The 20,755-nt window shown below is 68.1% G+C and carries 20 protein-coding genes and 2 pseudogenes; 7 read left to right on the top strand and 15 right to left on the bottom strand.

The window, feature by feature from the left end; genetic code table 11:
• Window positions 1–272: 272 nt before the first annotated feature.
• Window positions 273–986 (bottom strand): SDR family NAD(P)-dependent oxidoreductase, encoded by a 714-nt coding sequence (locus EST54_RS10955; protein ID WP_129247412.1) that lies wholly within the window; start codon window positions 984–986, stop codon window positions 273–275.
• Between the two features lie 135 nt (window positions 987–1,121).
• The gene (locus EST54_RS10950; RefSeq protein WP_372448087.1) at window positions 1,122–2,114 is read right to left on the bottom strand and encodes an alpha/beta fold hydrolase; all 993 of its coding nucleotides are present in this window, start codon (window positions 2,112–2,114) and stop codon (window positions 1,122–1,124) included.
• An 850-nt stretch (window positions 2,115–2,964) separates the two neighbouring features.
• Here EST54_RS10950 and EST54_RS10945 point away from each other — a divergent pair.
• Entirely contained in the window at window positions 2,965–4,029 is a 1,065-nt protein-coding gene (locus EST54_RS10945) for an NAD(+)/NADH kinase (protein WP_129247411.1), read from the top strand.
• A 305-nt stretch (window positions 4,030–4,334) separates the two neighbouring features.
• Here the strand turns inward: EST54_RS10945 and EST54_RS35325 are convergent, their stop codons facing one another.
• The 4 genes and pseudogenes from EST54_RS35325 to EST54_RS10925 form a co-directional block, all read right to left on the bottom strand.
• On the bottom strand, window positions 4,335–4,610 hold the full coding sequence (locus EST54_RS35325) for an SDR family oxidoreductase (RefSeq protein WP_244942493.1): 276 nt from the start codon (window positions 4,608–4,610) through the stop codon (window positions 4,335–4,337).
• A gap of 25 nt (window positions 4,611–4,635) precedes the next feature.
• Window positions 4,636–4,800 (bottom strand): annotated as a pseudogene (locus tag EST54_RS35320) (SDR family NAD(P)-dependent oxidoreductase); the annotation flags it as partial.
• Window positions 4,801–5,261: 461 nt separating this feature from the next.
• On the bottom strand, window positions 5,262–5,945 hold the full coding sequence (locus tag EST54_RS10930) for an HdeD family acid-resistance protein (RefSeq protein ID WP_129247409.1): 684 nt from the start codon (window positions 5,943–5,945) through the stop codon (window positions 5,262–5,264).
• A 299-nt stretch (window positions 5,946–6,244) separates the two neighbouring features.
• The gene (locus EST54_RS10925) at window positions 6,245–6,433 is read right to left on the bottom strand and encodes a hypothetical protein (protein WP_239012197.1); all 189 of its coding nucleotides are present in this window, start codon (window positions 6,431–6,433) and stop codon (window positions 6,245–6,247) included.
• Window positions 6,434–6,634: 201 nt separating this feature from the next.
• On the opposite strand from EST54_RS10925, the gene rpmF reads away from it, so the two are divergent.
• Window positions 6,635–6,805 (top strand): 50S ribosomal protein L32, encoded by a 171-nt coding sequence (gene rpmF, locus EST54_RS10920; RefSeq protein ID WP_129247408.1) that lies wholly within the window; start codon window positions 6,635–6,637, stop codon window positions 6,803–6,805.
• Window positions 6,806–6,814: 9 nt separating this feature from the next.
• Window positions 6,815–7,984: a GTP-binding protein gene (locus EST54_RS10915; RefSeq protein WP_129247407.1), complete on the top strand. Its 1,170-nt coding sequence runs from the start codon at window positions 6,815–6,817 to the stop codon at window positions 7,982–7,984.
• Between the two features lie 237 nt (window positions 7,985–8,221).
• Here EST54_RS10915 and EST54_RS10910 read toward each other — a convergent pair whose 3' ends face one another.
• Window positions 8,222–8,848, bottom strand: a complete 627-nt coding sequence (locus EST54_RS10910; RefSeq protein WP_129247406.1) for a TetR/AcrR family transcriptional regulator — start codon at window positions 8,846–8,848, stop codon at window positions 8,222–8,224.
• A 146-nt stretch (window positions 8,849–8,994) separates the two neighbouring features.
• Between EST54_RS10910 and EST54_RS34840 the strand changes: the two are divergent.
• From EST54_RS34840 to EST54_RS10890, 4 genes and pseudogenes are all read left to right on the top strand, one after another.
• Window positions 8,995–9,210: pseudogene (locus tag EST54_RS34840) on the top strand (MFS transporter); the annotation flags it as partial.
• Window positions 9,211–9,263: 53 nt separating this feature from the next.
• Entirely contained in the window at window positions 9,264–9,653 is a 390-nt protein-coding gene (locus EST54_RS10900; protein WP_129247404.1) for a hypothetical protein, read from the top strand.
• The gene (locus EST54_RS10895; RefSeq protein WP_129247403.1) at window positions 9,650–10,777 is read left to right on the top strand and encodes an FAD-dependent oxidoreductase; all 1,128 of its coding nucleotides are present in this window, start codon (window positions 9,650–9,652) and stop codon (window positions 10,775–10,777) included. The genes EST54_RS10900 and EST54_RS10895 overlap by 4 nt, the downstream gene beginning before the upstream one ends.
• A 247-nt stretch (window positions 10,778–11,024) precedes the next feature.
• Complete coding sequence (locus EST54_RS10890; RefSeq protein WP_129247402.1) at window positions 11,025–11,756, top strand: SDR family oxidoreductase; 732 nt, start codon at window positions 11,025–11,027, stop codon at window positions 11,754–11,756.
• A gap of 191 nt (window positions 11,757–11,947) precedes the next feature.
• Here the strand turns inward: EST54_RS10890 and EST54_RS10885 are convergent, their stop codons facing one another.
• The 8 genes from EST54_RS10885 to EST54_RS10850 all read right to left on the bottom strand — a co-directional run bounded on the left by EST54_RS10885 (window position 11,948) and on the right by EST54_RS10850 (window position 20,728).
• A complete protein-coding gene (locus tag EST54_RS10885) occupies window positions 11,948–12,916 on the bottom strand; it encodes an alpha/beta hydrolase (RefSeq protein ID WP_129247401.1) in 969 nt (322 codons plus the stop codon).
• Between the two features lie 384 nt (window positions 12,917–13,300).
• Window positions 13,301–13,885: an ATP-binding protein gene (locus EST54_RS10880; RefSeq protein ID WP_161989273.1), complete on the bottom strand. Its 585-nt coding sequence runs from the start codon at window positions 13,883–13,885 to the stop codon at window positions 13,301–13,303.
• 95 nt (window positions 13,886–13,980) lie between these two features.
• The gene (locus EST54_RS10875) at window positions 13,981–14,742 is read right to left on the bottom strand and encodes a DeoR/GlpR family DNA-binding transcription regulator (RefSeq protein WP_129247399.1); all 762 of its coding nucleotides are present in this window, start codon (window positions 14,740–14,742) and stop codon (window positions 13,981–13,983) included.
• 253 nt (window positions 14,743–14,995) lie between these two features.
• A complete protein-coding gene (locus tag EST54_RS10870) occupies window positions 14,996–16,495 on the bottom strand; it encodes an FGGY-family carbohydrate kinase (protein ID WP_129247398.1) in 1,500 nt (499 codons plus the stop codon).
• Window positions 16,496–16,501: 6 nt separating this feature from the next.
• Window positions 16,502–17,548: a 2-hydroxyacid dehydrogenase gene (locus EST54_RS10865; protein WP_129247397.1), complete on the bottom strand. Its 1,047-nt coding sequence runs from the start codon at window positions 17,546–17,548 to the stop codon at window positions 16,502–16,504.
• A 24-nt stretch (window positions 17,549–17,572) separates the two neighbouring features.
• Window positions 17,573–18,415 (bottom strand): carbohydrate ABC transporter permease, encoded by an 843-nt coding sequence (locus tag EST54_RS10860; RefSeq protein ID WP_129247396.1) that lies wholly within the window; start codon window positions 18,413–18,415, stop codon window positions 17,573–17,575.
• Window positions 18,412–19,344: a carbohydrate ABC transporter permease gene (locus EST54_RS10855; RefSeq protein ID WP_129247395.1), complete on the bottom strand. Its 933-nt coding sequence runs from the start codon at window positions 19,342–19,344 to the stop codon at window positions 18,412–18,414. Before EST54_RS10855 ends, EST54_RS10860 begins: the two co-directional genes overlap by 4 nt.
• Entirely contained in the window at window positions 19,334–20,728 is a 1,395-nt protein-coding gene (locus EST54_RS10850; RefSeq protein WP_129247394.1) for an ABC transporter substrate-binding protein, read from the bottom strand. The genes EST54_RS10855 and EST54_RS10850 overlap by 11 nt, the downstream gene beginning before the upstream one ends.
• Between the last annotated feature and the right edge of the window lie 27 nt (window positions 20,729–20,755).

Here is a 20,755-nt window from a genome sequence, read left to right as displayed (position 1 = left end):
AGCCTGCCGTGCCCTGCGTGCCCCAACTCGCGGAAACCTTCTGACCAGAGGGGCATTGGCATTCCACGCAAGGCACCCGAGTGCGGATGATCCTCGAATGGCGAGACGTGTTTCCTTGGACACGCGTCACCAGCTGGCCATTACTGCGTGAATTCGCGCCCCTGAAGGGGTGGTTGGACCGACCAATGGCGCGGTGAAGGATGCTGTCGGAGGCAGAGGGCACTGTCAGGTGAGGGCGGGTCAGCGGTTCGCCGCCTGGACGCCGGCACCGTTCAGTGTCCAGCGCTCTGACCGCCGTCGACATGCAGGATCTCACCGGTGACGAACGAAGCGTTCTCAAGGTAGAGGATCGCTTCGACAACGTCGTCGATCTCGCCCAACCGGCCGATCGGGTGCAGCTCAGCGAGGGCCTCGTACGTCGCGGCGGGGTGCATCGGTGTGCGGATGATGCCGAGCGCGACGGTGTTGACCCTGATGCCGCGGGCCGCGTACTCGATCGCCAGTGCCTTGGTGACCGCGTTCAATCCGCCTTTGGTCAGCGACGTGAGCGCTGAGGGATGCTGCGAGTCGGCATGGTCGACCAGACTGGTCGAGATGTTTACCAGGTGGCCCCCGTCATCCCGGGAGAGCATGGCGGCGACGGCGCTACGGGATACCTCGAAGAAACCCCGTAGATTCACCCCGGCCACGATGTCGTAGTCCTCATCGGTGTATTCGGTGAACGGCTTGGCGATGAAGAGACCGGCATTGTTGATCAGCGTATCGATCCGGCCGAACCGCGACAGAGCCGCATGGACAACACGGGCTCCGACGCCCGGCTCGGCCACGTCGCCACGCACGGTCAGTACCTTGGGATCGCTGGATTCACCGATGGAGCGGGAGACCGCGGTGACCGCGTATCCGAGCTCACGGTAGGCGGTGACCAGGGCGGCGCCAATCCCTTGGGAGGCACCGGTGATGACGGCTACCTTCTGCACGGTATTCATAGTCTGCACGGGATTCATGAGGAGAGGACCACTTACTTTCCCTCAGCAGTATGCGCACAATACGCGACCCGAATCCGGATCCGCACCACCGTGCGCGGGAAGTGTCCTGGCCGGGCCGCGGCCACGACTCCGGCGTCACGTGGATGAGAGCCGCCCGGCCGCGCGAAACCCATCGACTTCCACAACGGCGCGCGCGAAGGCTTCGGGCGCCTCCTGGGGCACATTGTGACCGATACCCTTCAGAGTTCGGTGCGAGTATTGCCCCGTGAACTTGTCGCGATAGGACGAGCCACCGCCCGCAGGTGTGAAGGGATCGGCCTCGCCGTCAAGGGTGACCGTGGGCACCGTGATGACAGGACTCTTGGCGAGTTGCCTTTCGAGGCCGTCGTAGCGAGGGTCCCCCTTGGTCAGGCTCAGCCGCCAGCGGTAATTGTGGATCACGATGCTGACATAATCCGGATTGCTGAATGCCGCCGCGGTACGATCGAACGTGGCGTCATCAAAATTCCATGTCGGGGAGTTGAATTTCCAGATCAGCTTCGTCAATTCGCGCCGATTCCGCTCAAGGCCGAGCCGGCCTCTCTCCGTGGCGAAGTAGAACTGGTACCACCATGCCCATTCGAGCTTCGGCGGCAACGGCTCCTTGTTGGCTTCAAGGTTCGTGATCAGGTAGCCGGTCACGGAGACCAGGCCCTTGACTCGTTCCGGCCAGAGCGTCGCGATGATGTCTGCCGTCCGCGATCCCCAGTCATAGCCGGCGAGGATCGCCTTGTCGATCCTCAATGCGTCCATCAAAGCGATGATGTCGAGGGCAAACACCGACTGCTGCGCGTTCCGGAAAGTCTTGCTCGAAAGAAATCGCGTCGTGCCATGGCCACGCAGATACGGGACGATGACCCGGTAACCCTTGTCCGCCAGCAAAGGCGTGACTGCGACGTAGCTGTGAATGTCGTAGGGCCAGCCGTGCAGAAGAATGACCACAGGTCCATGGGCCGGACCCGCTTCGACGTATCCAACATTCAGGACGCCAGCCCTGACCTGCCTCAATGAGCCAAAAGGCGGTTTCTTCGCTGATTGCTCCTTTCCACGGTCGGTGGCCTGTGGGGCCTGGTTGTTGTCGCCGGACATGGCCGTGGAGCATGCCGAGGAAAGGACGGCTGCCGACGCCACGGCCGCTCCCCTGCCGACGGTCTTCCCGAAGGTTCGTCTGCTGATCATCTCCATACTTCCCGTGAACCGGGGCCGATCAGGCACTCGGGTTTCGTCGATGCTGAATGCACGAATTCCCCTACCCGGTGCGGCATCCGTCACCTCATCGGTTACGGGAACACCAGGCCATCGGCCGAAGCTGCGCGGCTTCTCGAAGGGGGCTGGCGGTGCCCGTTCACGCGACTGTCGCCCCTGACATGTCTCGGGTAATCGGCGGGAGAGGAGTTGCATGGGGGGAGCCCCGGACGCCCGCACGGCCACCGCTCGGCACACCCGACGACCTGGCACGAGCCGGCACCGGTTGCCGCCGGGCAGGTGGGCGGGGCACAGGGAATGGCGGGTCAACACAGTGCGCGGTCGAGGCTGAAGGCGACGCTGATGAGGGCGAGGTGGGTGGCATGCGCTTGAAAGGAGTACCAGTGGGAGTGGGGGTGGCCACAGCGCGATTGCGGGATTCCAGATGGGAAATTACGCCGCTTGGCGTGGCTGCCGCCCGAATGGAGACCAGGGGCGCCCGCTAAGATGCCCCGGGAATGCAAACATCCCCATATGCGAGCTATCGGCCTTCGGGTCGCTGATATCCGGGATGGTGCGTCAGCGCGGGGTCCGGTCCGCTCACGGGGTGGGCGTTCATGGTCGGGCCCGTGCGGTGATGGTGCTCGTGGCACATGGTCGCCAGACGGGACGCGAAGCCCTCGACCGTCCGGACCGGGTACCGGGTGCTCCCACAGCAGCGAGCGAACCGGACACCCGGAGGGAAAGACGCTGTGTGAGCGTGCAACGGGTGGGCATCGTCGTCCACGGGGGCCGTCCCGGCGCCGTGGCGGCCGCCGACGCCGTCCGACGGTGGTGCGAACGCCAGGATGTCGGCTGCGTCGCCATCGACGTGTGGAGTCAGGACGAACAACGGCGCGATGCGCGGGAAGAGGTCGGGGCTGCCGGCAGCCCCGACCTGATCGTCACGCTCGGAGGAGACGGCACCTTCCTGCGCGGAGCACGCCTGGCCGCACAGAACGACGCGCTTGTCCTCGGTGTCGACCTGGGCACCCTCGGCTTTCTGACCGAGGTCCCGGCCGACGACGTCGAGTGTGCGCTGGACACCATCCATCGCGGCCAAGTGAACGTCGAGACCCGCCTGATGCTGACGATGCGGGCGTCCTGTCCGCTGCAACTCCCCGAGGGTATGGAGGCCCTCCTGCGCTACGGCCGGGGTCCCGCGCTGCCGCCTCCGCCGGTGCGCACCGAGTGTGCCGTCGCCCGGGACTGGGGGGTGGCCCTGAACGTGACAGCCCTCAACGACATCGTCCTGGAGAAACTGGCACGCGACCGGCAGGTCTCCCTCGGCGTGTACCTCGCGGGCCGACTGCTCGCCTCCTACTCCGCCGACGCCGTCTTGGTCGCCACCCCCACCGGATCCACCGCCTACAGCTTCGCCGCCGGCGGCCCGGTCATCTCCCCCCGAGCCGACGCCATCGTCTTCACCCCTGTCGCTCCGCACATGACCTTCAACCGCTCGGTAGTTGCCGCACCCGACGAAGCCGTCGCCCTACGCGTCCTAGGACATTCCGGCCGCGCGGCGGTGAGCGTCGACGGTCAGTTGCGCGGCGTCCTGGATCCAGGGGACTGGATCGGTGTCTACGCGGCTCCGCAGCGCCTGCGCGTCGTGCGGCTCGGGCCAACTGACTTCTACGGCAGGCTACGTGAGCGCATGCGCCTGACCGATGCCCCCGCGACCGCCGACGCCGACATCACCCCCATGTGGCCCCACACCAGCCCACCCCCCGATGACCTCGCACACCTGCGCCTTCCGCCCCTGCCCGCGGACGTCGACTGACCTGACTCTCCCGGCAGAGGGGTCCGCAGAAACCGGCGGACCAGCGCGGGCTTTCATGGACGAGACCGTCCATGCGGAAGCGCTCGCGCCGGCAGCCAGTTCCCTCGCTCCCGGCGGCGACCAGCCGTGGGAGGGGGCTGTGTCCAGCACCTCGCAGACGGCATCCGACAGGGATTCCGCCTGTTCGTGGAGATCCAGGCTCATCCAGCGACGGGGGCCAAGCCAAGTTACCCCGCACACGCGGGAGAGCCCCGCCCCCTGGTGACAACAGACCTGCCCCCAGGCCCGGTTCGCTTGAGCCCGTGTCAGGTGGTCTTGATCTGGCCTCCATCGATGACGAATTCGGCACCGGTGATGTTGCCGGCTCGCGGGGAGGCCAGGAAGGCAACGAGGTCAGCCACCTCATGGGGTTCGGTGATGCGTCCGGTGGAGATGCCCATCTGCTGGGGTACGACCTGGTCCAGGGCCTCCTGTGCCGTGCTGCCCGCACTGGCCGCGACGGTTTCGGCAAAGGCGCCGGGGGCGGTCCAGAACGGGGTGCGTACGGGGCCGGGGGGCGACGGCGTTGACGCGGACACCACGGGGAGCGAACTCCTCCGACAAAGCCTTGGTGAGGTTGCTCAGGGCGGCTTTGGCCGCTGAATAGTCCACCACCATGGGGAAGGGCAGTCGGGCGTTGACCGAGCTGATGTTGACGATCGCGCCCTCGCCGTGGGCCAGCAAGTGTGGCAACGACGCACGGCTGGCGCGCACCGCGCTCAGGAATGTCATGTTGAGGCATGCATCCATGCTGCGTCATCGACGTCGAGGAAGCTGGAGCGTGGGCTGGTGGCACCGACGTTGTTGACCAGCCTGATGCCGTGCTGGACGGTGAAGCCGTCACCCTGCCGACTCCCGTGCGGTGCCGGATCAGCCCCGGGACGCTACGGGTACGGGTTCCCCGCCATCGGCCAGGTGCCCCAGCCCGCCGGGCGGCCGCCGGGCTGGGGCACCATCCGGCGGGTGGCCTCGGCTGTCGGGCGAGCTGTTCACGGCCGTCATCACACCGGCTGACCGAAGCCGAACCGGGCAGAGCGCGGACTCCCCCGGTCAGCGATCGTTGCCGCCGTCGCAGCGCGTTCGCTTCGCGGTCGTCCGCGCCGTGCGGCGTCGGCACCGGCCGAGGCGTCTGCCCGGTCCGAGGGGGCGGCCCTTCGCTGTTCGCCGGTGGCCGGCCGATCCGACCCCGGTGATCAGTGCTGGGGGTGCGGACGGTGCGGACGGTGGAACAGGGGGCGCCGCTGGGCGGCGGGGGCCGGAGCGAGACGGCCGACTTCGATGCGGAGCATGATGGCCCGGATCACCTCGGTCAGCCCCAGGACGATGGCCATGACGCCCACCACCAGGGTGAGTGCCGCGATCGAGGCGAACGGCGAGACGATCAGCACGATGCCCGCCAGAGCGCTGATGATCCCGAAGGCCACGTGCCAGCCTCGGGCCGGCATGTCCTGGGCGGAGGCCGCCGCGGCCGTCTCCATGGTGCCGCGCAGCAGCCAGCTGAAGCCGATCCACAGGGCGAGCAGCAGAATCGACTCCATGGTGCCCCGGAAGCAGATCAACCCCAGCAGGATCAAGAGCGCGCCTGTGAGGAAGTGCAACACCCGAAGATGCCGGGGCACGTGCGTGCCGAAGGCGCCGGCCAGCTGGAAAACGCCGGTCGCCAGCAGATAGACGCCGAAGAGCACGCCGAGGACCCGCAGCGTTGCGCCCGGCCAGACCAGGGCGATGACGCCCAGGGCGGTGGTGGCCAGGCCCATGGTGAGCAGGATCTGCCAGCCCTTGTTCGCCAGGAAGGCCATGCCTTCGGCCAGGGGCGTGTCCTGTGGCTCGGTGCTGCGCGGGGGAACGGGGCCTGGGGACTCGGAAGGGGATGCCATGACGTCTGCCTCCTTCTGGGAGCAGCGTGATCACGTCAGTACACGTCCATCGTCACCCGATCGGCTCCGCGTCGCTCGGCGGAGACGGAGGTTGCGGCAGTGATCCGCTGCGGGCAATGGTGGGGTTCGTCCGAATCCGAGGCCCCCGCCGACAGCGGACATGTGGAAGAGGGAACCTGGTGGTCGACCAGCACCACGGCTGCGACTCCACCCATCAGTGGTCGACATCGCACCGACCCTCGCCGCGGCCCAGGAGGGGGCGAACGACGTCCTGGGGACGAGCCGGCCGCGTGATCACCCTAGGTGAAGGCGTCCCGCTCCGCGCTCGCGGAAAAGTGCTGGTGGGCGGCCGAGATCTGGCCGGCCAGGACGGCGAACGGCATGTCCAGCGCGGCACAGACCGCATCGGCCGCGGGATCCGCGTTGTCGGCGTGTGTCTTCACCATGAGCGTGGCGCAGTCGCTGACGATGACTCCGGACTGTTGCATGCGCAGCAGGCCCGCCTCCCGCTTGGGCAACGATCAACCCCGATGCCACGCACGCTCCTTGAGGTGGCGGAGGAGCCGACTGACGGCCCGGGGGAGTTCAGGTTCTTGTGCGGCAGTCGAACCGCTCCACCATCACCAATTTGGAAATGGCATCCATTTTCATATAGCGTGGGGTGTCGCCTAGTCACGCAGGAGGTCGCCATGGCCGTATCCAAGCGCAAGATGTCCCGCAGCAACACCCGCCACCGCCGCGCCCAGTGGAAGGCCAGCACCCCCCAGCTCGTGCCCGTCACCGTCGACGGCACCCCCTACCTCGTACCGCAGCGGCTGGCCAAGGCGTACGAGCGCGGGCTGCTGCGCCCCGATGGCTGAAACGACGACATGACGCACAACCGACTGCCCGTCACGGTCCTGTCCGGTTTCCTCGGAGCGGGCAAGACCACCCTGCTCAATCACGTCCTGGGCAACCGGGAGGGCCTGCGTGTCGCGGTCATCGTCAATGACATGAGTGAGATCAACATTGACGCGACCCTGGTCCGCGGCGGTGAAGCCGCGCTCTCCCGCACCGAGGAACGCCTGGTCGAGATGACCAACGGGTGCATCTGCTGCACGCTGCGCGATGATCTCCTCGAAGAGGTCGACCGGTTGGCCCGTGAGGGCCGCTTCGACTATCTCCTCATCGAGTCCAGCGGCATCTCGGAACCGATGCCCGTCGCGGCCACCTTCGCCTTCCCCCGCGACGACGGAGCGACCCTGGGCGATCTCGCCAGGCTCGACACGATGGTCACCGTCGTCGACGCCGCCAACTTTCTGCCGGAGCTGGCCGGCGGCGACGGGCTGGCCGAGCGGGGGCTGGACCAGTACGAGGAGGACGAACGCACCGTCAGCGACCTGCTGATGGACCAGATCGAGTTCGCCGACGTCATCGTCCTCAACAAGACCGACCTCGTCGATGCGGCCGGCGCCGAACGCCTTCAGGCCGCGCTCACCCGCCTCAACCCGGCCGCCCGCATCGTGCCCGCCCGGCACGGTCGGGTGAACTCCCGCGAGATCCTCGGCACCGGACTCTTCAACCTGGAGCGGGCTCAGCAGGCCCCCGGCTGGGTGCAGGAACTCAACGGCGACCACATTCCGGAGACCGAGGAGTACGGCATCTCCAGCACGGTCTTCCGCGCCGGTGTGCCGTTCCATCCCGGCCGGCTGTGGACCTTCGTCACCGAGGGGCTCGACAGCAGCGCCTACGGTCAGATCCTCCGTTCCAAGGGCTTCTTCTGGCTGGCCAGCCGCCCGGGTGTCACGGGGTTGTGGTCACAAGCCGGGGCCGTCGCGCGCTTCGAGCCTTCCGGGGCTCGTGATGCCGACGACAGCCAGGGCCAGGAACTGGTCTTCATCGGCACCGGGTTGCGCACCGAGGCACTGCAAGCGGCCCTGGCCGACTGCCTCCTGGCCGCGGGGGAACGGCTCACCGGCGACCCGTTCCCCGAATGGGAAACATACGGCCTCGACGACGCCTGCGAACACGAGCACCCGGATCTGGTGCCGCAGACCTGACAAGCTCCGGGTTGGGCAGTGGTCGCAGCCACGGCACTGCCCAACCCGGCACTCACACGAAGGTGCACACGCCGGTGCCCCCGTGCTCACGCGGAGCGCGGGGGCGCCGGTGCATCGGCATGTCAGCGCTAGTGCACCTGCAGCGGCAGAACATCAGGGCGTCACCGGCCGTCCCGGCGAGCAATGTCGTCGCGCGCATGCGTGGTCGTATGCAGGCCCCGGACCCGGCGTTCCTGGTCAACGCGGGAGATCGCCGAGCAGAGGATCAAGGGTGTGCCAGCCGCTTTCGAGGAGGTCGAAGGCGCGGGTGATGGCCTGACGAGGATCGTCGTGGCCACGGGCGGCGCGCGGGGCTTCGAGGGTGAAGTGAGCCAGAGCGGTGCAGGCGGGATCGGCTTCGGACAGGCCGCTCTCCTCCGCGATGACCTGGGCAAGGGCGGCAGAGTGGCGCAGCCACATGCCCTGTAGGTAGTCCCGCAGCGCCGGAGCGTTGTTCACCAGGTCGGCGAAGGCGGTGAAGCGGGCGTCGCCGTCCGCGGCGGGGATGCGGTATCGCAGCGCGTGCTCGCGCAGTGCTGCAGGGATCGACTGGCCCTGTGGGCGTTCGCGGACGGCGGCGAGCAGTCGGGCCTCCTGGTCGGCGTCCTCGTCGAAGACCAGGGCCTCCTTGACCGGGAAGTGCTTGAACAACGTGGTGGTGGACACGTCGGCGGCATCCGCGATCTCGCGGATGCCCACATCGTCGTATCCGCGCTCCAGGAACAGGCGCATGGCGGCATCGGCGATGGCCTGGCGGGTGGCGGCCTTCTTGCGCTCACGGCGCCCCATCTGCGCCGGCGCGGGGCCTGTCTCGGTGTCGGTCATACCCAAGAGCCTATCCTTCGGTTGCACAACTTCAAAAGTGCATCAGTTGCACTTATTGAGTTGGTGTGCTCTTCTGGAGCAGCGGTCGTGGGGTACTCCCCCGCCTCTCCCCTCTCTTCCTCCCTGCCCGAAGGGGGTGATCAGTCATGTCCGCGTCTACATCTGTCCCCTCTACTGGCCCTGCGGCCGTGCCGAAGAACGCGCGCTGGGTCCTGCTCGGCGTCATGCTCGCGATGCTGCTCTCGATGCTCGACAACATGGTCGTCAGCACCGCGATGCCCACGATCGTCTCCGACCTGGGCGGCCTGGAGCACATCTCCTGGGTCGTGACCGCTTACACGCTGGTCACCGCCGTCACCACCTGTCGTCCACCATCGCGCAGAACAGCGTCGCGCTACGGGACATGGGCGCCGCCATGAGCTCGGTCAACGTCTTCCGCACCCTGGGCGGCTCCCTCGGCGTCGCCGTCTTCGGCTCCCTGTTCACCCGCGCCATCCAGTCCCACCTGCCCGGCACCGGCGGCACCGACACCGACCCGAACGTCCTGCAAAAGCTCCCTGCAGGAGCCAGGTACGCCTACCTCCACCCAATCACCCAGGGCACGAGTCACATCTTCCTCACCGGCGCGGGCTTGTGCGTCCTCGCCTTCGTCGCCGCGCTCTTCGTCATCGAAGTCCCACTGAAGACGGCCGGCCGACCGCACCCGCCGACAGCGCCAAGAACACCCCCGTCGGCACCGCCAACTGACACAACCCCCGTGCACGCCAGCACAGTGCCGTGCGACACGAACGGAGCACCACCATGAACACCACTCCCCGCATCACGATCATCGGTGCCGGTCCCGGCGGACTGACCTGCGCCCGCATCCTCCAGCAGCACGGCATCACCGCCACCGTCTACGACCACGAAACCGGTCCCGACGCCCGCAACCAGGGCGGCACCCTCGACCTCCACGAGGACAACGGCCAGATCGCCCTGCGCGAAGCCGGACTGCTGGAGGAGTTCTTCCAACTGTCCCGCCCCGAGGGGCAGGAGATGCGCCAGCTGGACCCGGCCGGCACGATCCTCTTCCACCACACCCCGGAAGAGGGCGAACGCTTCAAGCCGGAGATCGACCGCGGCCAGCTGCGCGACCTCCTCCTGGGCTCTCTTCAGCCTGGCACCGTGCGCTGGGGCCACACCCTCCAGGCTGTCGACGGCCCCGCGGAGGGGCCCCGGCAACTGCGCTTCACCGACGGCACCACCATCGAAGCCGACCTCGTCATCGGCGCCGACGGCGCTTGGTCCAAGGTCCGCCGCGCCGTCTCACCGGCCGCCCCCCAGTACAGCGGCGTCAGCTTCCTCGAAGCCTGGTTCCACGACGTCGAAAGCCAGCACCCCGACGTAGCCGAACTCGTCGGCCAGGGCGGCGCTGCCGCGGCCGACGGCGAGCGTGGTCTGTTCGCCCAGCGCAACAGCGGCGACCACATCCGCGTCTACATCATCCAGCGCGTCCCCGCTGACTGGATCACCGCCCACGGCCTGACCCTTCAGGACACCGACGGCATCCGCTCAATCCTCCTCGCGCAGTACCGCGACTGGTCCCCCCGCCTGCGCCAGCTGATCACCAACAACGACGGCCTCTACGTCGACCGCCCTCTCTACGCCCTGCCTGTCCCCCACACCTGGGAGCACAACCCCACCGTCACCCTGCTCGGCGACGCCGCCCACCTCATGCCTCCGCTGGGCGTCGGCGTCAACCTCGCCATGCTCGACGCCTGCGAACTCGCCCTCGCCATCGCGAACAACAACACCATTGACGACGCCATCCACGCCTACGAGAAGACCATGCTGCCCCGCTCCCACCAGATGCAAAAGCTCCTCGACCACGGCGCCGAGGAGCTGCTGTCCACCGAACTGCCCGACTTCGCCACCGACGACACCCACTGACCACCGCAGCGTCCCTCGGCGCCGGGGGCTCCTTCGAGCGGCACCAGGGGTATCTCGTCGATCATGGAAGAGGGTCGCAGCAACCGCCGGCGTTCCCAGCGATGACGCTTGCGTCGACTGCCATCCGCGATGCCGTAAGCACGCAGCGCCGCCGGCATACCCGGGAGCGCACCGGCCACCGTGCGCCGTGCACGGTATCGCCGCAATCTGGACGTATGGCCTATCGGTGTGCGACGAAGGGTGAGCAATGAAGTTCGCAGTCATCGGCGGTACCGGTCTGATCGGGTCGCAGGTCGTGAAGAAGCTGAACGCCGCCGGGCACGAGGCCGTGCCGCACTCGCCGTCCACAGGTGTCGACGTGATCACCGGCCAGGGCGTGGAGGAGGCGGTGGCCGGAGCAGACTGCATCGTCAATCTGACGAATTCCCCGACCTTCGACGATGCCTCTCCCGCCTTCTTCCAGACCTCGATGGACAACCTCCTGGCCGCCGGCCACAAAGCCGGGGTGGGGCACTTCGTCATCCTCTCGATCGTCGGCGCGGACCAGGTGCCCGACCTCGCCTATTACCGCGCCAAGGTCTTGCAGGAAGACATCCTCAAGGCCGGACCGATCCCCTATTCGATCGTCCACGCCACCCAGTTCATGGAGTTCATCAACGCCTTCATGTCCTGGACCACCGAGGGCGACACCGTCCGCCTGCCCACCACCCCACTCCAGCCGATCGCCGCCCAGGACGTCTCCGACACCGTCGCCGAAGTCGCCGCCGGTACCCCTCTGAACGGAACCCTCAATGTCGGCGGACCCGACGTTCATCCCCTCGACGAACTCGGCCGGATCACCCTGAGCGCCCGACCCGACGGCCGCACGGTCATCACCGACGACACCGCCGGCATGTTCGCCGCCGTCCACGGCGATGTGCTCACCACCAAGGGCGACGCACGCATCGCCCCCACCCACTACACCGACTGGCTCACCTGACCCGGCACGGCCCAGCACTGGAGATCTCGCCATGTCGAAGGACGAACAGGCGGCAGGCAGCGCAGGGTGAGGCAGCGCAGCACCGCTTCCCCTGAGACATTGCAGGAATGGCCGTTCTACGTCCCCAACACGCAGATCTTGGCCTGCCTCTCACGCACCCGGCTCATGGCTCCCTTGCCCTTCGATGCCCACTAGACCTGGGCGGTTCCGAGGGCGTTGCGCAGGAACGCCGTTGCCTGGTCGATGGCTCCGCGGGCGGCTTTGGACTGGCTCAGTGAGTTGAGCAGCATGAAGTCGTGGACCGTGCCGTCGTAGCGCACCGTGGTGACCGGAACGTCGGCTGCTCGGAGCTTGGCGGCGTACGCCTCGCCCTCATCGCGCAGCACGTCGGCCTCGTCGACGATCAGCAGGGCGGGGGGCAGGCCGGAGAGTTGGTCGATGGTGGCGTGGTTGGGAGATGCGGTGATCTCCGCGCGTTGGTTCGGGTCGGTCGTGTAGGCGTCCCAGAACCATTCCATCAGCTTGCGGCTCAGGTAGTAGCCGGTGGCGAACTGGTCGTAGGAACCGGTGTTCATGGCCGCATCCGTGACCGGGTAGTACATCGACTGCTGTATGAACGTGACGTCACCGCGCTCCTTGGCCATGAGGGCGAGTGCGGCGGTCATGTTCCCGCCGACCGATTCCCCGGCCACTGCCATGCGCTGTGCATCCAGCCCCTTGGACGCACCCTCGCGGACGATCCACTGCGCGGTGGCGTAGCCCTGCTCGATGGCCACGGGGTAGTGCGCCTCGGGCGACGGCGTGTACTCCACGAAGGCCACTGCCGTACGGGCGCCGACCGCCAACTCGCGCACCAGGCGGTCGTGGGTACCGGCATTGCCCAGCACCCAGCCACCGCCGTGCATGTACAACACGACGGGCAGCGTTCCGGTGGCGCCCTGCGGCTTGACGATGCGTACCCGAACATCGCCCACGGCCACCGGAACGGTGACCCACTCCTCGTCGACCGGCGGCTTGTCGACCGGCGCGGCCTGGAGGTCGTCGAGCACCTTGCGCGCTGCGGTCGGATCCAGCTCGTACAGGAACGGATGTTGTGAGGTTGCGTCGGCGAGCTCCTGTGCCTCGGGCTCGAGGACGATGGAGGCGGTTTGACCAGCCATGGGAGTGCTCCCTGCGAAATCCGAGAAGCGCAGCGCATGGTGACGAGCGCGGGGCGCTGAAGAGCGCCGCGCTGGGCCCGGGCTGCGGAGCGGTCGGCAGAGCCTCCGCCCTCGCACAAGCCCCTGATGGGTATATATGTCCAGTGTAATTGCCCATCCTCCGCAGATGCATTCCAAGGAACGGCCTCATCCGTGCCGCGGCGCGTGCGCGGCTCGGTGACGACACGGCCCCCAAGGCGACATGCTCACCATCTCGTTCGCCCCTCATCGAGGAATCGAGCCAGCGCAGGGCGGCCCAGTGCCGAGAAGCGCAATCACCACATCAGCCGACCCGCGTCTTCAGCAGACGTGCCGACAGGGTCACTGCGAGCGAATCTCCCCAGGTCACCAGCGGTGTGGCACGACCAGCCCTTGATTGCGGCTCCTGCCCAGGGCTCGCGGGTCGCTTCCGTCGGGAGCGTGACGGGGATGGGTGTCGTCTGCGGCGGCCGGTTGCGGGTGGGTGATTCGCAGGCTGGCGTGGACCTGCCGCCCGGCGCTGCCCTGGTGGATGTCGAGCCGGGCCGTGAGGGCGTGCACGATGTGCAGTCCGCGGCCGTGCTCGTCGGGGTCGTCGTCCGAGTGCGACAGCGTCGGCGGGTCGACATCCCCGTGGTCGGCCACCGCAATGTGCAGCATGTCCGGGGCGAGGGTCAGGCGGATCGTCATGTCGCGGTGTCCGTGCCGAGCCGCGTTGGTCGTCAGTTCGCTCACGATGAGCACTGCGGTGTCCTGATCGTCGGCAGACAGGGCCCACCAGGCGAGCAGGGCGGCGGCGAAGCGTCGGGCGCTGCGAACGCAGGCCTCCTGTGCGGGCAGGACCAGCATGGCGTACTGCGCGGACGGCGACGTGCGGGCGGGCGGCAGCGTGCCGTGTGTCGTGACGCCTTGCCTGCTGGTGCCCCTGGGGCCGGGCACGGTGTCGGACATGATGTCACTTCCATGGTCAGGGGCCGCGGCGGGGACCGAACGCGCTCCGGGACCTGCCGTATGTGGCCGAGCTTGGCCGGTGGGCAGTGCGGTACTCATACGCGCACCACCCGGGGGCCGGCAGCGGCCAGGTCGTCGGCGAGGGTGGAATCCAGACCCGAGTCGCTGATGACCACGTCGACCTCGTCCAGATGGCCGAAGCAGGCGAAGTGGTCGAGGGAGAACTTCGTGTGGTCGGCGAGGACGGCGACGCGCCGGGCGCTGGCCATCATGCACCGCTTGACGGCTGCCTCCGTGGTGTCGGGGGTCGTCAGCCCCCGTTCCACCGAGATGCCGTTCGTGCCCATGAAAGCGACGTCTACGCAGGTGTCGGCGAGGGGGGCACGGGTCCAGTCGCCGACCGTGGCCTGCGTGCGGGTGCGCACGTGGCCACCGATGAGGAAGAGGTTGATGTGGGGGTGGGGTGCCAATTGGACCGCGATGGCCAAGCCGTTGGTGACGACGGTCAGCTCGCGGTCGGTGGGCAGCAGGCCGGCCAGGTGTCCGGTGGTGGTGCCGGCATCGAGCAGGATGGCGCCTGACTCGGGGACCTCGGCAAGCGCCGCTGTGGCGATGCGTTCCTTCTCCTCGGCCAGCATGGTCGCGCGATGGGCGAGTGCGGGCTCGAATCCGAAGCGCTCGACCGGGATGGCTCCGCCGTGCACCCGGCGGAGCTGACCGTGACGCTCCAGCATGGTCAGGTCGCGCCGGATGGTCTCAGGGGTGACGTCGAGCTCAGCCGCCAGCGTGGTGACCTCGACCCGGCCGTCATGCCGGGCCCGCTCCACGATGAGTCGTTGACGCTCTTCCGCGTACATGTTGTTTCACCGCCGTTAGAGGCTCCTTGGCTCCGGTTTACGCCTGCAGGTGGGGAGAATCAAGACATTCGGGCAATAGATTTCACAAATTGCGTGATTTTAGCCTGAAATCCTTGTTAAATTGCTCCGGCCGTGGGCGCGGGAACCGTCGGTGTGGAGGCGCCGGAGCGGCACCCGGCCGCAGCTGGGCCCGTCCGTGAATGCCCGGCCCTCGCTCTCCGTAAGTGAGGCGACACCGGAACGTCACGGGGGTTCAGCCGCCGGCGAGCCGGCTCCACACCGGGCCAAGGGCATCAACGGCTGCCAGGTATGCCTGGTAGGCCTCGCCCAGTACCGCGACCCGGCCGGCGTCCGGTTCGTAGGAGCGGCCGCCCGTGGTGAGGGCGCGGGTGTCATCGATGCCGGTGAACATGCCGATGGCGGTTCCGGCGAGCAGAGCGGCACCGCGGGCCGCACTCTCGTCGACACGGGGTACCTCGATCGGCCGGTTCAGGGCGTCGGAGAACATCTGCGCCCAGGTCTCGCTGCGTGCCGCGCCGCCGGTCAGCCGCGTCGCCCCGGTGATGGGAAGGGCCGAGGACAGGGCGTCGACGTGCCATCGGTGGTTCAGCACGACGCCCTCCAGAAGCGCCCTCAGCAGGTGGCCTCGGGTGTGCCAGCCGCGCAGGCCCAGGAACGTCCCGGAGGCGGGCCAGCTGTGTGGAGAGCCGTAGATGAAGGGGTGGAACAGCACCTCCGACGGTCCGGCAAGGTGGGCGCCGACCTCTTCGGCAATCACGTCGTGCACGCTCTCGCCGGGCGCCGTGGGCACGCCGACCACGCGCAGGAACCACTCAAGGTTGGCCACCGAGGCAGGCGAGGTGGACATGCTCATCCACTGGTGCGGCCGGACGAAGTTGCGTACCTGCCAGCGAGGGTCGATCACCACGCGATCGCTGACCACCTGGTTGACGCTGAACGTCCCGGCGATCAGGCAGAGATCGCCGGGAGTGATGCCGCCGATGCCGATCGCCGCCGCGTCGACATCATGCGCACCTGTGACGATCGGCGTACCCACGCTGAGACCGGTCGCCGCGGCAGCCTCGGCGGTGACCCGCCCGGCCACGGCCTCGCAGGGCAGGACGGGCGGCAGTTTCCCGGCCAGTTCACCGAGTCCGTACAGATCGAGCAGCGGCCGGGAGTAGGCATGGGTATGCACATCGGTGAATGAGGCACTCGCCTCCGTGGGATCGGTGGCGACCTCGCCGGTCAGCTTGAGGCGTAGCCAGTCCTTGCAGAACATCAGCCATCGGGACCGCTCCAGCACGGTCGGTTCGTGGCTCTTCAACCAGGCGAGCACGGCCGCCGGAGACGCGGCGAACGGCACCTGACCGGACCATGCCAGTGCCTGCGGCCAGACGGGGGTGTCCCGCCAGCCGTCGAGCACCGTGTGGGCGCGGGTGTCCATGGCGCTGATCGCCGCCCGTACGGGTTCATGGCGCGCATCGACCGCGTACAGCCCGTCGTTGTGGCCCGAAAGACCGACCGCCGCCACCTCCCGGCCGGTCGTGACCCCGCCGTCGGCCAGGCACCTCCGGATGGCCTGCTGCGCGGCCTCCCACACCTGGTTCATGTCGCGTTCCACCCAGCAGGGACGGGGGGTGTGCAGCGGGACCTTGATGCTGCCCTTCGCCACCTGCCGTCCGGCGGCGTCGAACAGCACCGCCTTGGTCACGGTCTGGCCGGCGTCCAGCCCGAGCAACAGCTTCCGCACCTCCGATTACCCCCATTCCAACGCGCGCGCGTTGACCGCTTCGAGGCATCGACCGGTGCGCGCCAACTCGTCGATGGCCCGCGCGACCAGGCGCGCCGAACGCAGGTTCGTGGTCACGGTGTCACCCGCGTAGTGGGTGGTGAGCGTGACATTGTCCAGTGCGCGCCAGGGGCTGTCGGCGGGCAGCGGTTCCTGGTCGTGCACGTCCAGGCCCGCTCCGGCGATGCTGCCCGTGGCCAGCGCCTCGTACAGGGCGTCGGTGTCGACCAGCCGGCTGCGGGCCGTGTTGATGAAGAAGGCCGTATGTTTCATCAGCGCGAACTGCCGGCGTCCGATGAACCTTTCGGTCTCGGGTGTCAGCCGCGCGAGGACCTGCACGAAGTCGGACTCCAGGAAGACGGTGTCCATATCGGCTCGCAGCGCCCCGTGCTCGGCGATCACCGCGTCGGGCAGGTACGGATCGTGGACCAGGATGCGAGCGCCGAAACCTCGCAGGAGACGGGCCAGTTCCCGCCCTACGTGACCCATGCCGACCAGTCCGATGGTGCTGCCGCCGATCTCGTGACCGGGGCCGCCGAAGTCCTTGCGCCACCCACCGGCCTTGACCGACGCGTCCGCGCGGGCGATGTCGCGGGCTTCGGTGAGCATGAGTCCCAGCGCCAGTTCCGCGACGGCCGAGGCGTTGCGGCCGAACACCGGTACCACTGCAATGCCCCGCTCGGTGGCGGCGGGCAGGTCGACGTTCTCCAGCCCGGTACGTGCCACGCACACCGCACGCAGCTTCGGTGCGGCCGCCAGTACCGCCCGGGAGACCGGAGCGAAGTGCACGGCGAGCACTTCCGCATCACCGAGCGCCGCTACGATCTCGCCGGGCACCGGCACGGCAGCAGGCCCCTCCCGCTCCATGGTCTGCTGGGCCGAGTGCTGGTCGGCCTTGGTACCGGACCAGTCGACGGTACGCACGGGGCCGAAGCTTGTGCCGCACACCTCGGCCAGCGCGTCGATGTAGAGGGCGGCGGGGACGAACTCGTCACCGACGATGAGGGTGTGCATAGGAACCTCCTGAATGTGGCGCCCTCACTTGACGGCACCCATGGACAGGCCGCGCACGAGTTGCCGCTGGGCGGTCCAGCCGGCGAGCAGGACCGGAAGGCAGGCCAGCGTGGCGGCGGCGGACAGCTTCGCCCAGTACAGGCCCTCGCTCGTGATGAAGCCGACGAGGAACACCGGGATGGTGGCGGCGCGGAACGAGGTCAGATTGAGCGCGAGGAAGAATTCGTTCCAGGAGAAGATCAGGCAGATCAGGGAGGTCGCGGCGATCCCCGGCAGGACCATGGGGAGCAGCACCGCGGTCAGTTCCTGGCGCGTGGTGGCACCGTCCACCCGGGCGGCTTCCAGCACTTCGCGGGGGACTTCGAGGAAGAAGGAACGCAGCATCCACACCGCGATGGGCAGGTTCATGGCCGCGTACAAGATGATCAGTGTGCCGATGCCGTCCAGCGCCCCGAGGTCGCGCACGGCCAGGTAGATGGGGATGATCGCGGCCACGACCGGGAGCATCTTGGTGGAGATGAAGAAGAACAGCGCGTTGCGCCACTTCTTCACGGGCCGGACGGACAGGGCGTAGGCCGCCGGGGCCGCCAGGAGCAGCGCGAGAACCGTGGAAATGACCGAGGCCAGCGCGGAGTTGGCCAGGTACGGGCCGATGCCGCTGGAGAACACCGCGCGGAACTGGGTCAGCGTCGGGGAGAAGACGAGCTGGGGCGTGCGGGTGTAGGCAGCGGACTCGGGCTTGAACGCCGTGAGCACCATCCACAGCACCGGGAAGAAGAACACGATCGCGGCCAGCCACGCGCCGGTGGTCCAGGCACTGCGCCCGAGCCGATGGCGGCGCGACCGACGGTGTGTGGGAGGGGTCATCCGGCGCTCCTCTCCGTGCCGGAGAACACGGTGAACAGCAAGCGCAGGGCCACCGCGGCCACCACGATCGTGCCGGCAACGGTGACCACGCCCAACGCGGACGCCTGGCCCACGTCGAAGCCGAGGAAGGCCCGCTGATAGACGTAGTAGGGCAGGTTGGTGGTGCGCGTGCCCGGCCCGCCCTGAGTCATCATGTAGATCACGTCGAAGGTGTTGACCAGATAGATCGCGCCCAGCAGCACGCCCAGTTCGAGGTAGCGGCGCAGATGCGGCAGGGTGATCCACCGGAACGTCGTCCACGGGCCGGCGCCGTCCACCCGAGCGGCCTCCAGGACGTCGCCGGACTGGCTCTGCAGCCCGGCCAGCACGATGAGCATCATGAACGGCGTCCACTGCCACACCAGTACGGTCACCACCGACGCCATGGGGAACCGGCTGACGAAGTCGGTGGCCGGCACGCCGAACCACGACAGGACATAGCTGACGATGCCGTAGACCGGGTCGAGCATCGTGGTCTTCCACAGCAGTCCCGACACCGTCGGCATGATCAGGAACGGCGAGATCAGCAGGGTGCGCGCCACACCACGGCCCGGGAACCGGCGGTCGAGCAGCATCGCCAGGGGCACGCCGAGCGCCATGGCGAAGGCCACCGCGAGCACGGTCATTTCGATCTCGGTGAGCAGGGCACTGCGGAAGGCGTTGTCGGTGAAGACGTTCGCGTAGTTGGCCAGGCCGACCCAGTGTTCCGACCCGGGCCGTACCAGGTTCCAGGACTGGAACGAGTAGAGCACCGTGAAGACGAACGGCGCCTGCGTGACAACGACCATGTAGAGCAGCGCGGGGAGGAGCGGCCATCTGCACCGCCAGGCCGTCGGGGCCGTCGGAGCCGTCGCTACGGCGCCGACGGGCAGGGTGGCGCTACCGGCCATGGGGTCCCTCCTGGTGGCTCGGCCGCCGGTAGCTGCGGCCAACGGTCTGCGCGTACTGCTGCGACTGGTCCAGCGCGGCCCGCACGGACTGCTGCCCGGCGATCGCGGCGTTGATCTGCTGACTCACCCGGGTGCCCAAGTCCTGGAACTCGGGGATGTCCAGGAACTGCACGCCGGTGTACGGCACGGGCTGCACGGTGGGGTGCTCCGGGTCGGCCTGGCGGATGCCTGCCAGAGTCGGTCCGCCGAACGGGCGGGAGATCTCGCGGTACTGCGGGATGGTGTAGGTGGACTCCCGGCTGCCCGGCGGCAGCCTGGACCAGCCCAGCTTGTGCCCGACCAGCTCGATGTAGCCCCGCGAGGTGGCCCAGGCGATGAACCGCCAGGCCGCGTCCTTGTGCACGGTGGCGGTGGGGATGCCGAACGACCAGGAGTAGAGCCAGCCCGACGACGCCGTCGCCTCCACCGGAGCGGCCACATATCCGACCTTGCCGACCACTTTGCTGTTCGCCGGGTCCTCCAGCAGTCCGGCCGCCGAGGTCGCGTCGTACCACATGGCGGCGTTGCCCTGCGCGAAGTGGGTGGCACATTCGGTGAAGCCCGCGGTGGCCGCTGCCGGCTCTCCGTCGCGGCGCACCAGGTCGACGTAGAAGCCGACTGCCCGTTGTACGGCCGGTGACGTGAGCTGGGCGTTCCACCGCATGTCGTACCAGCGGCCGCCGAAGGTGTTGATCACCGTGTCCAGAGGGGCGAGCACCTGGCCCCAGCCGGGGGCGCCGCGCAGGCAGATCCCCGCCCTGCCGTGCCGGGGGTCGTTGAGCCTGTGGGCGAAGGTCGCCACCTGCCGCCAGGTGGGGTGCGGCGGCATGGTCAGGTGGTGGGCGGCGAAGAGATCCTTGCGGTACATCAGGAACGACGACTCGCCGTAGAACGGGACCGAGTAGAGGCGACCGCGGTAGGAGAGGGCCCTGCGGATCGGGCCGATGAAGTCGGAAGGTTCGTAACCAGGGGTTCGGTCGGCCAGCGGCTGCAGATCGGTCAGCCAGCCGTTCCGAGCCCACATGGGCGTCTCGTAATTGCTGATCATGACCACGTCGAACTCACGGCTACCGGTGGCAACGGACTCTGTGATCTTCTGTCGCGCCACGTTCTCCGGCAGCGTCACGTAGTGCACACGGACGCCTGGGTGGGATCGCTCGAATTCCGGCGTGAGGGTTTCCACGTCCTGCATCTGCGGGTTGGCGACGATGGCCACGGTGACGGTCGTCCCGCCGGGCGTGCCACCGATCGCGCCGATCCCGGTGCAGCCGGACGCCAAGAGGCTCAGGAGCGAAACAGCGGCCGCGATTCCGTTCGGCCACCGCGCTCGGATCAGCTGGGACATGACGGTTCCTTCCCCCGTGGGCCGCGC

This window comes from Streptomyces sioyaensis (assembly GCF_004122735.1).
Lineage (GTDB): Bacteria > Actinomycetota > Actinomycetes > Streptomycetales > Streptomycetaceae > Streptomyces > Streptomyces sioyaensis.
This window is presented reverse-complemented; position numbering and strand designations above follow the sequence as displayed.

What these genes read in the sequence shown, in the direction of transcription:
- EST54_RS10895 (WP_129247403.1), top strand. Translation starts at nt 9,650, where the DNA reads ATGAACACCACTCCCCGCATCACGATCATCGGTGCCGGTCCCGGCGGA.
- EST54_RS10910 (WP_129247406.1), bottom strand. Translation starts at nt 8,848, where the DNA reads ATGACCGACACCGAGACAGGCCCCGCGCCGGCGCAGATGGGGCGCCGT.
- EST54_RS10850 (WP_129247394.1), bottom strand. Translation starts at nt 20,728, where the DNA reads ATGTCCCAGCTGATCCGAGCGCGGTGGCCGAACGGAATCGCGGCCGCT.
- EST54_RS10900 (WP_129247404.1), top strand. Translation starts at nt 9,264, where the DNA reads ATGAGCTCGGTCAACGTCTTCCGCACCCTGGGCGGCTCCCTCGGCGTC.
- EST54_RS10855 (WP_129247395.1), bottom strand. Translation starts at nt 19,344, where the DNA reads ATGGCCGGTAGCGCCACCCTGCCCGTCGGCGCCGTAGCGACGGCTCCG.
- EST54_RS10925 (WP_239012197.1), bottom strand. Translation starts at nt 6,433, where the DNA reads ATGCAACAGTCCGGAGTCATCGTCAGCGACTGCGCCACGCTCATGGTG.
- EST54_RS10955 (WP_129247412.1), bottom strand. Translation starts at nt 986, where the DNA reads ATGAATACCGTGCAGAAGGTAGCCGTCATCACCGGTGCCTCCCAAGGG.
- EST54_RS10865 (WP_129247397.1), bottom strand. Translation starts at nt 17,548, where the DNA reads ATGCACACCCTCATCGTCGGTGACGAGTTCGTCCCCGCCGCCCTCTAC.
- EST54_RS10860 (WP_129247396.1), bottom strand. Translation starts at nt 18,415, where the DNA reads ATGACCCCTCCCACACACCGTCGGTCGCGCCGCCATCGGCTCGGGCGC.
- rpmF (WP_129247408.1), top strand. Translation starts at nt 6,635, where the DNA reads ATGGCCGTATCCAAGCGCAAGATGTCCCGCAGCAACACCCGCCACCGC.
- EST54_RS10930 (WP_129247409.1), bottom strand. Translation starts at nt 5,945, where the DNA reads ATGGCATCCCCTTCCGAGTCCCCAGGCCCCGTTCCCCCGCGCAGCACC.
- EST54_RS10875 (WP_129247399.1), bottom strand. Translation starts at nt 14,742, where the DNA reads ATGTACGCGGAAGAGCGTCAACGACTCATCGTGGAGCGGGCCCGGCAT.
- EST54_RS10885 (WP_129247401.1), bottom strand. Translation starts at nt 12,916, where the DNA reads ATGGCTGGTCAAACCGCCTCCATCGTCCTCGAGCCCGAGGCACAGGAG.
- EST54_RS10915 (WP_129247407.1), top strand. Translation starts at nt 6,815, where the DNA reads ATGACGCACAACCGACTGCCCGTCACGGTCCTGTCCGGTTTCCTCGGA.
- EST54_RS10890 (WP_129247402.1), top strand. Translation starts at nt 11,025, where the DNA reads ATGAAGTTCGCAGTCATCGGCGGTACCGGTCTGATCGGGTCGCAGGTC.
- EST54_RS10950 (WP_372448087.1), bottom strand. Translation starts at nt 2,114, where the DNA reads ATGTCCGGCGACAACAACCAGGCCCCACAGGCCACCGACCGTGGAAAG.
- EST54_RS10880 (WP_161989273.1), bottom strand. Translation starts at nt 13,885, where the DNA reads ATGTCCGACACCGTGCCCGGCCCCAGGGGCACCAGCAGGCAAGGCGTC.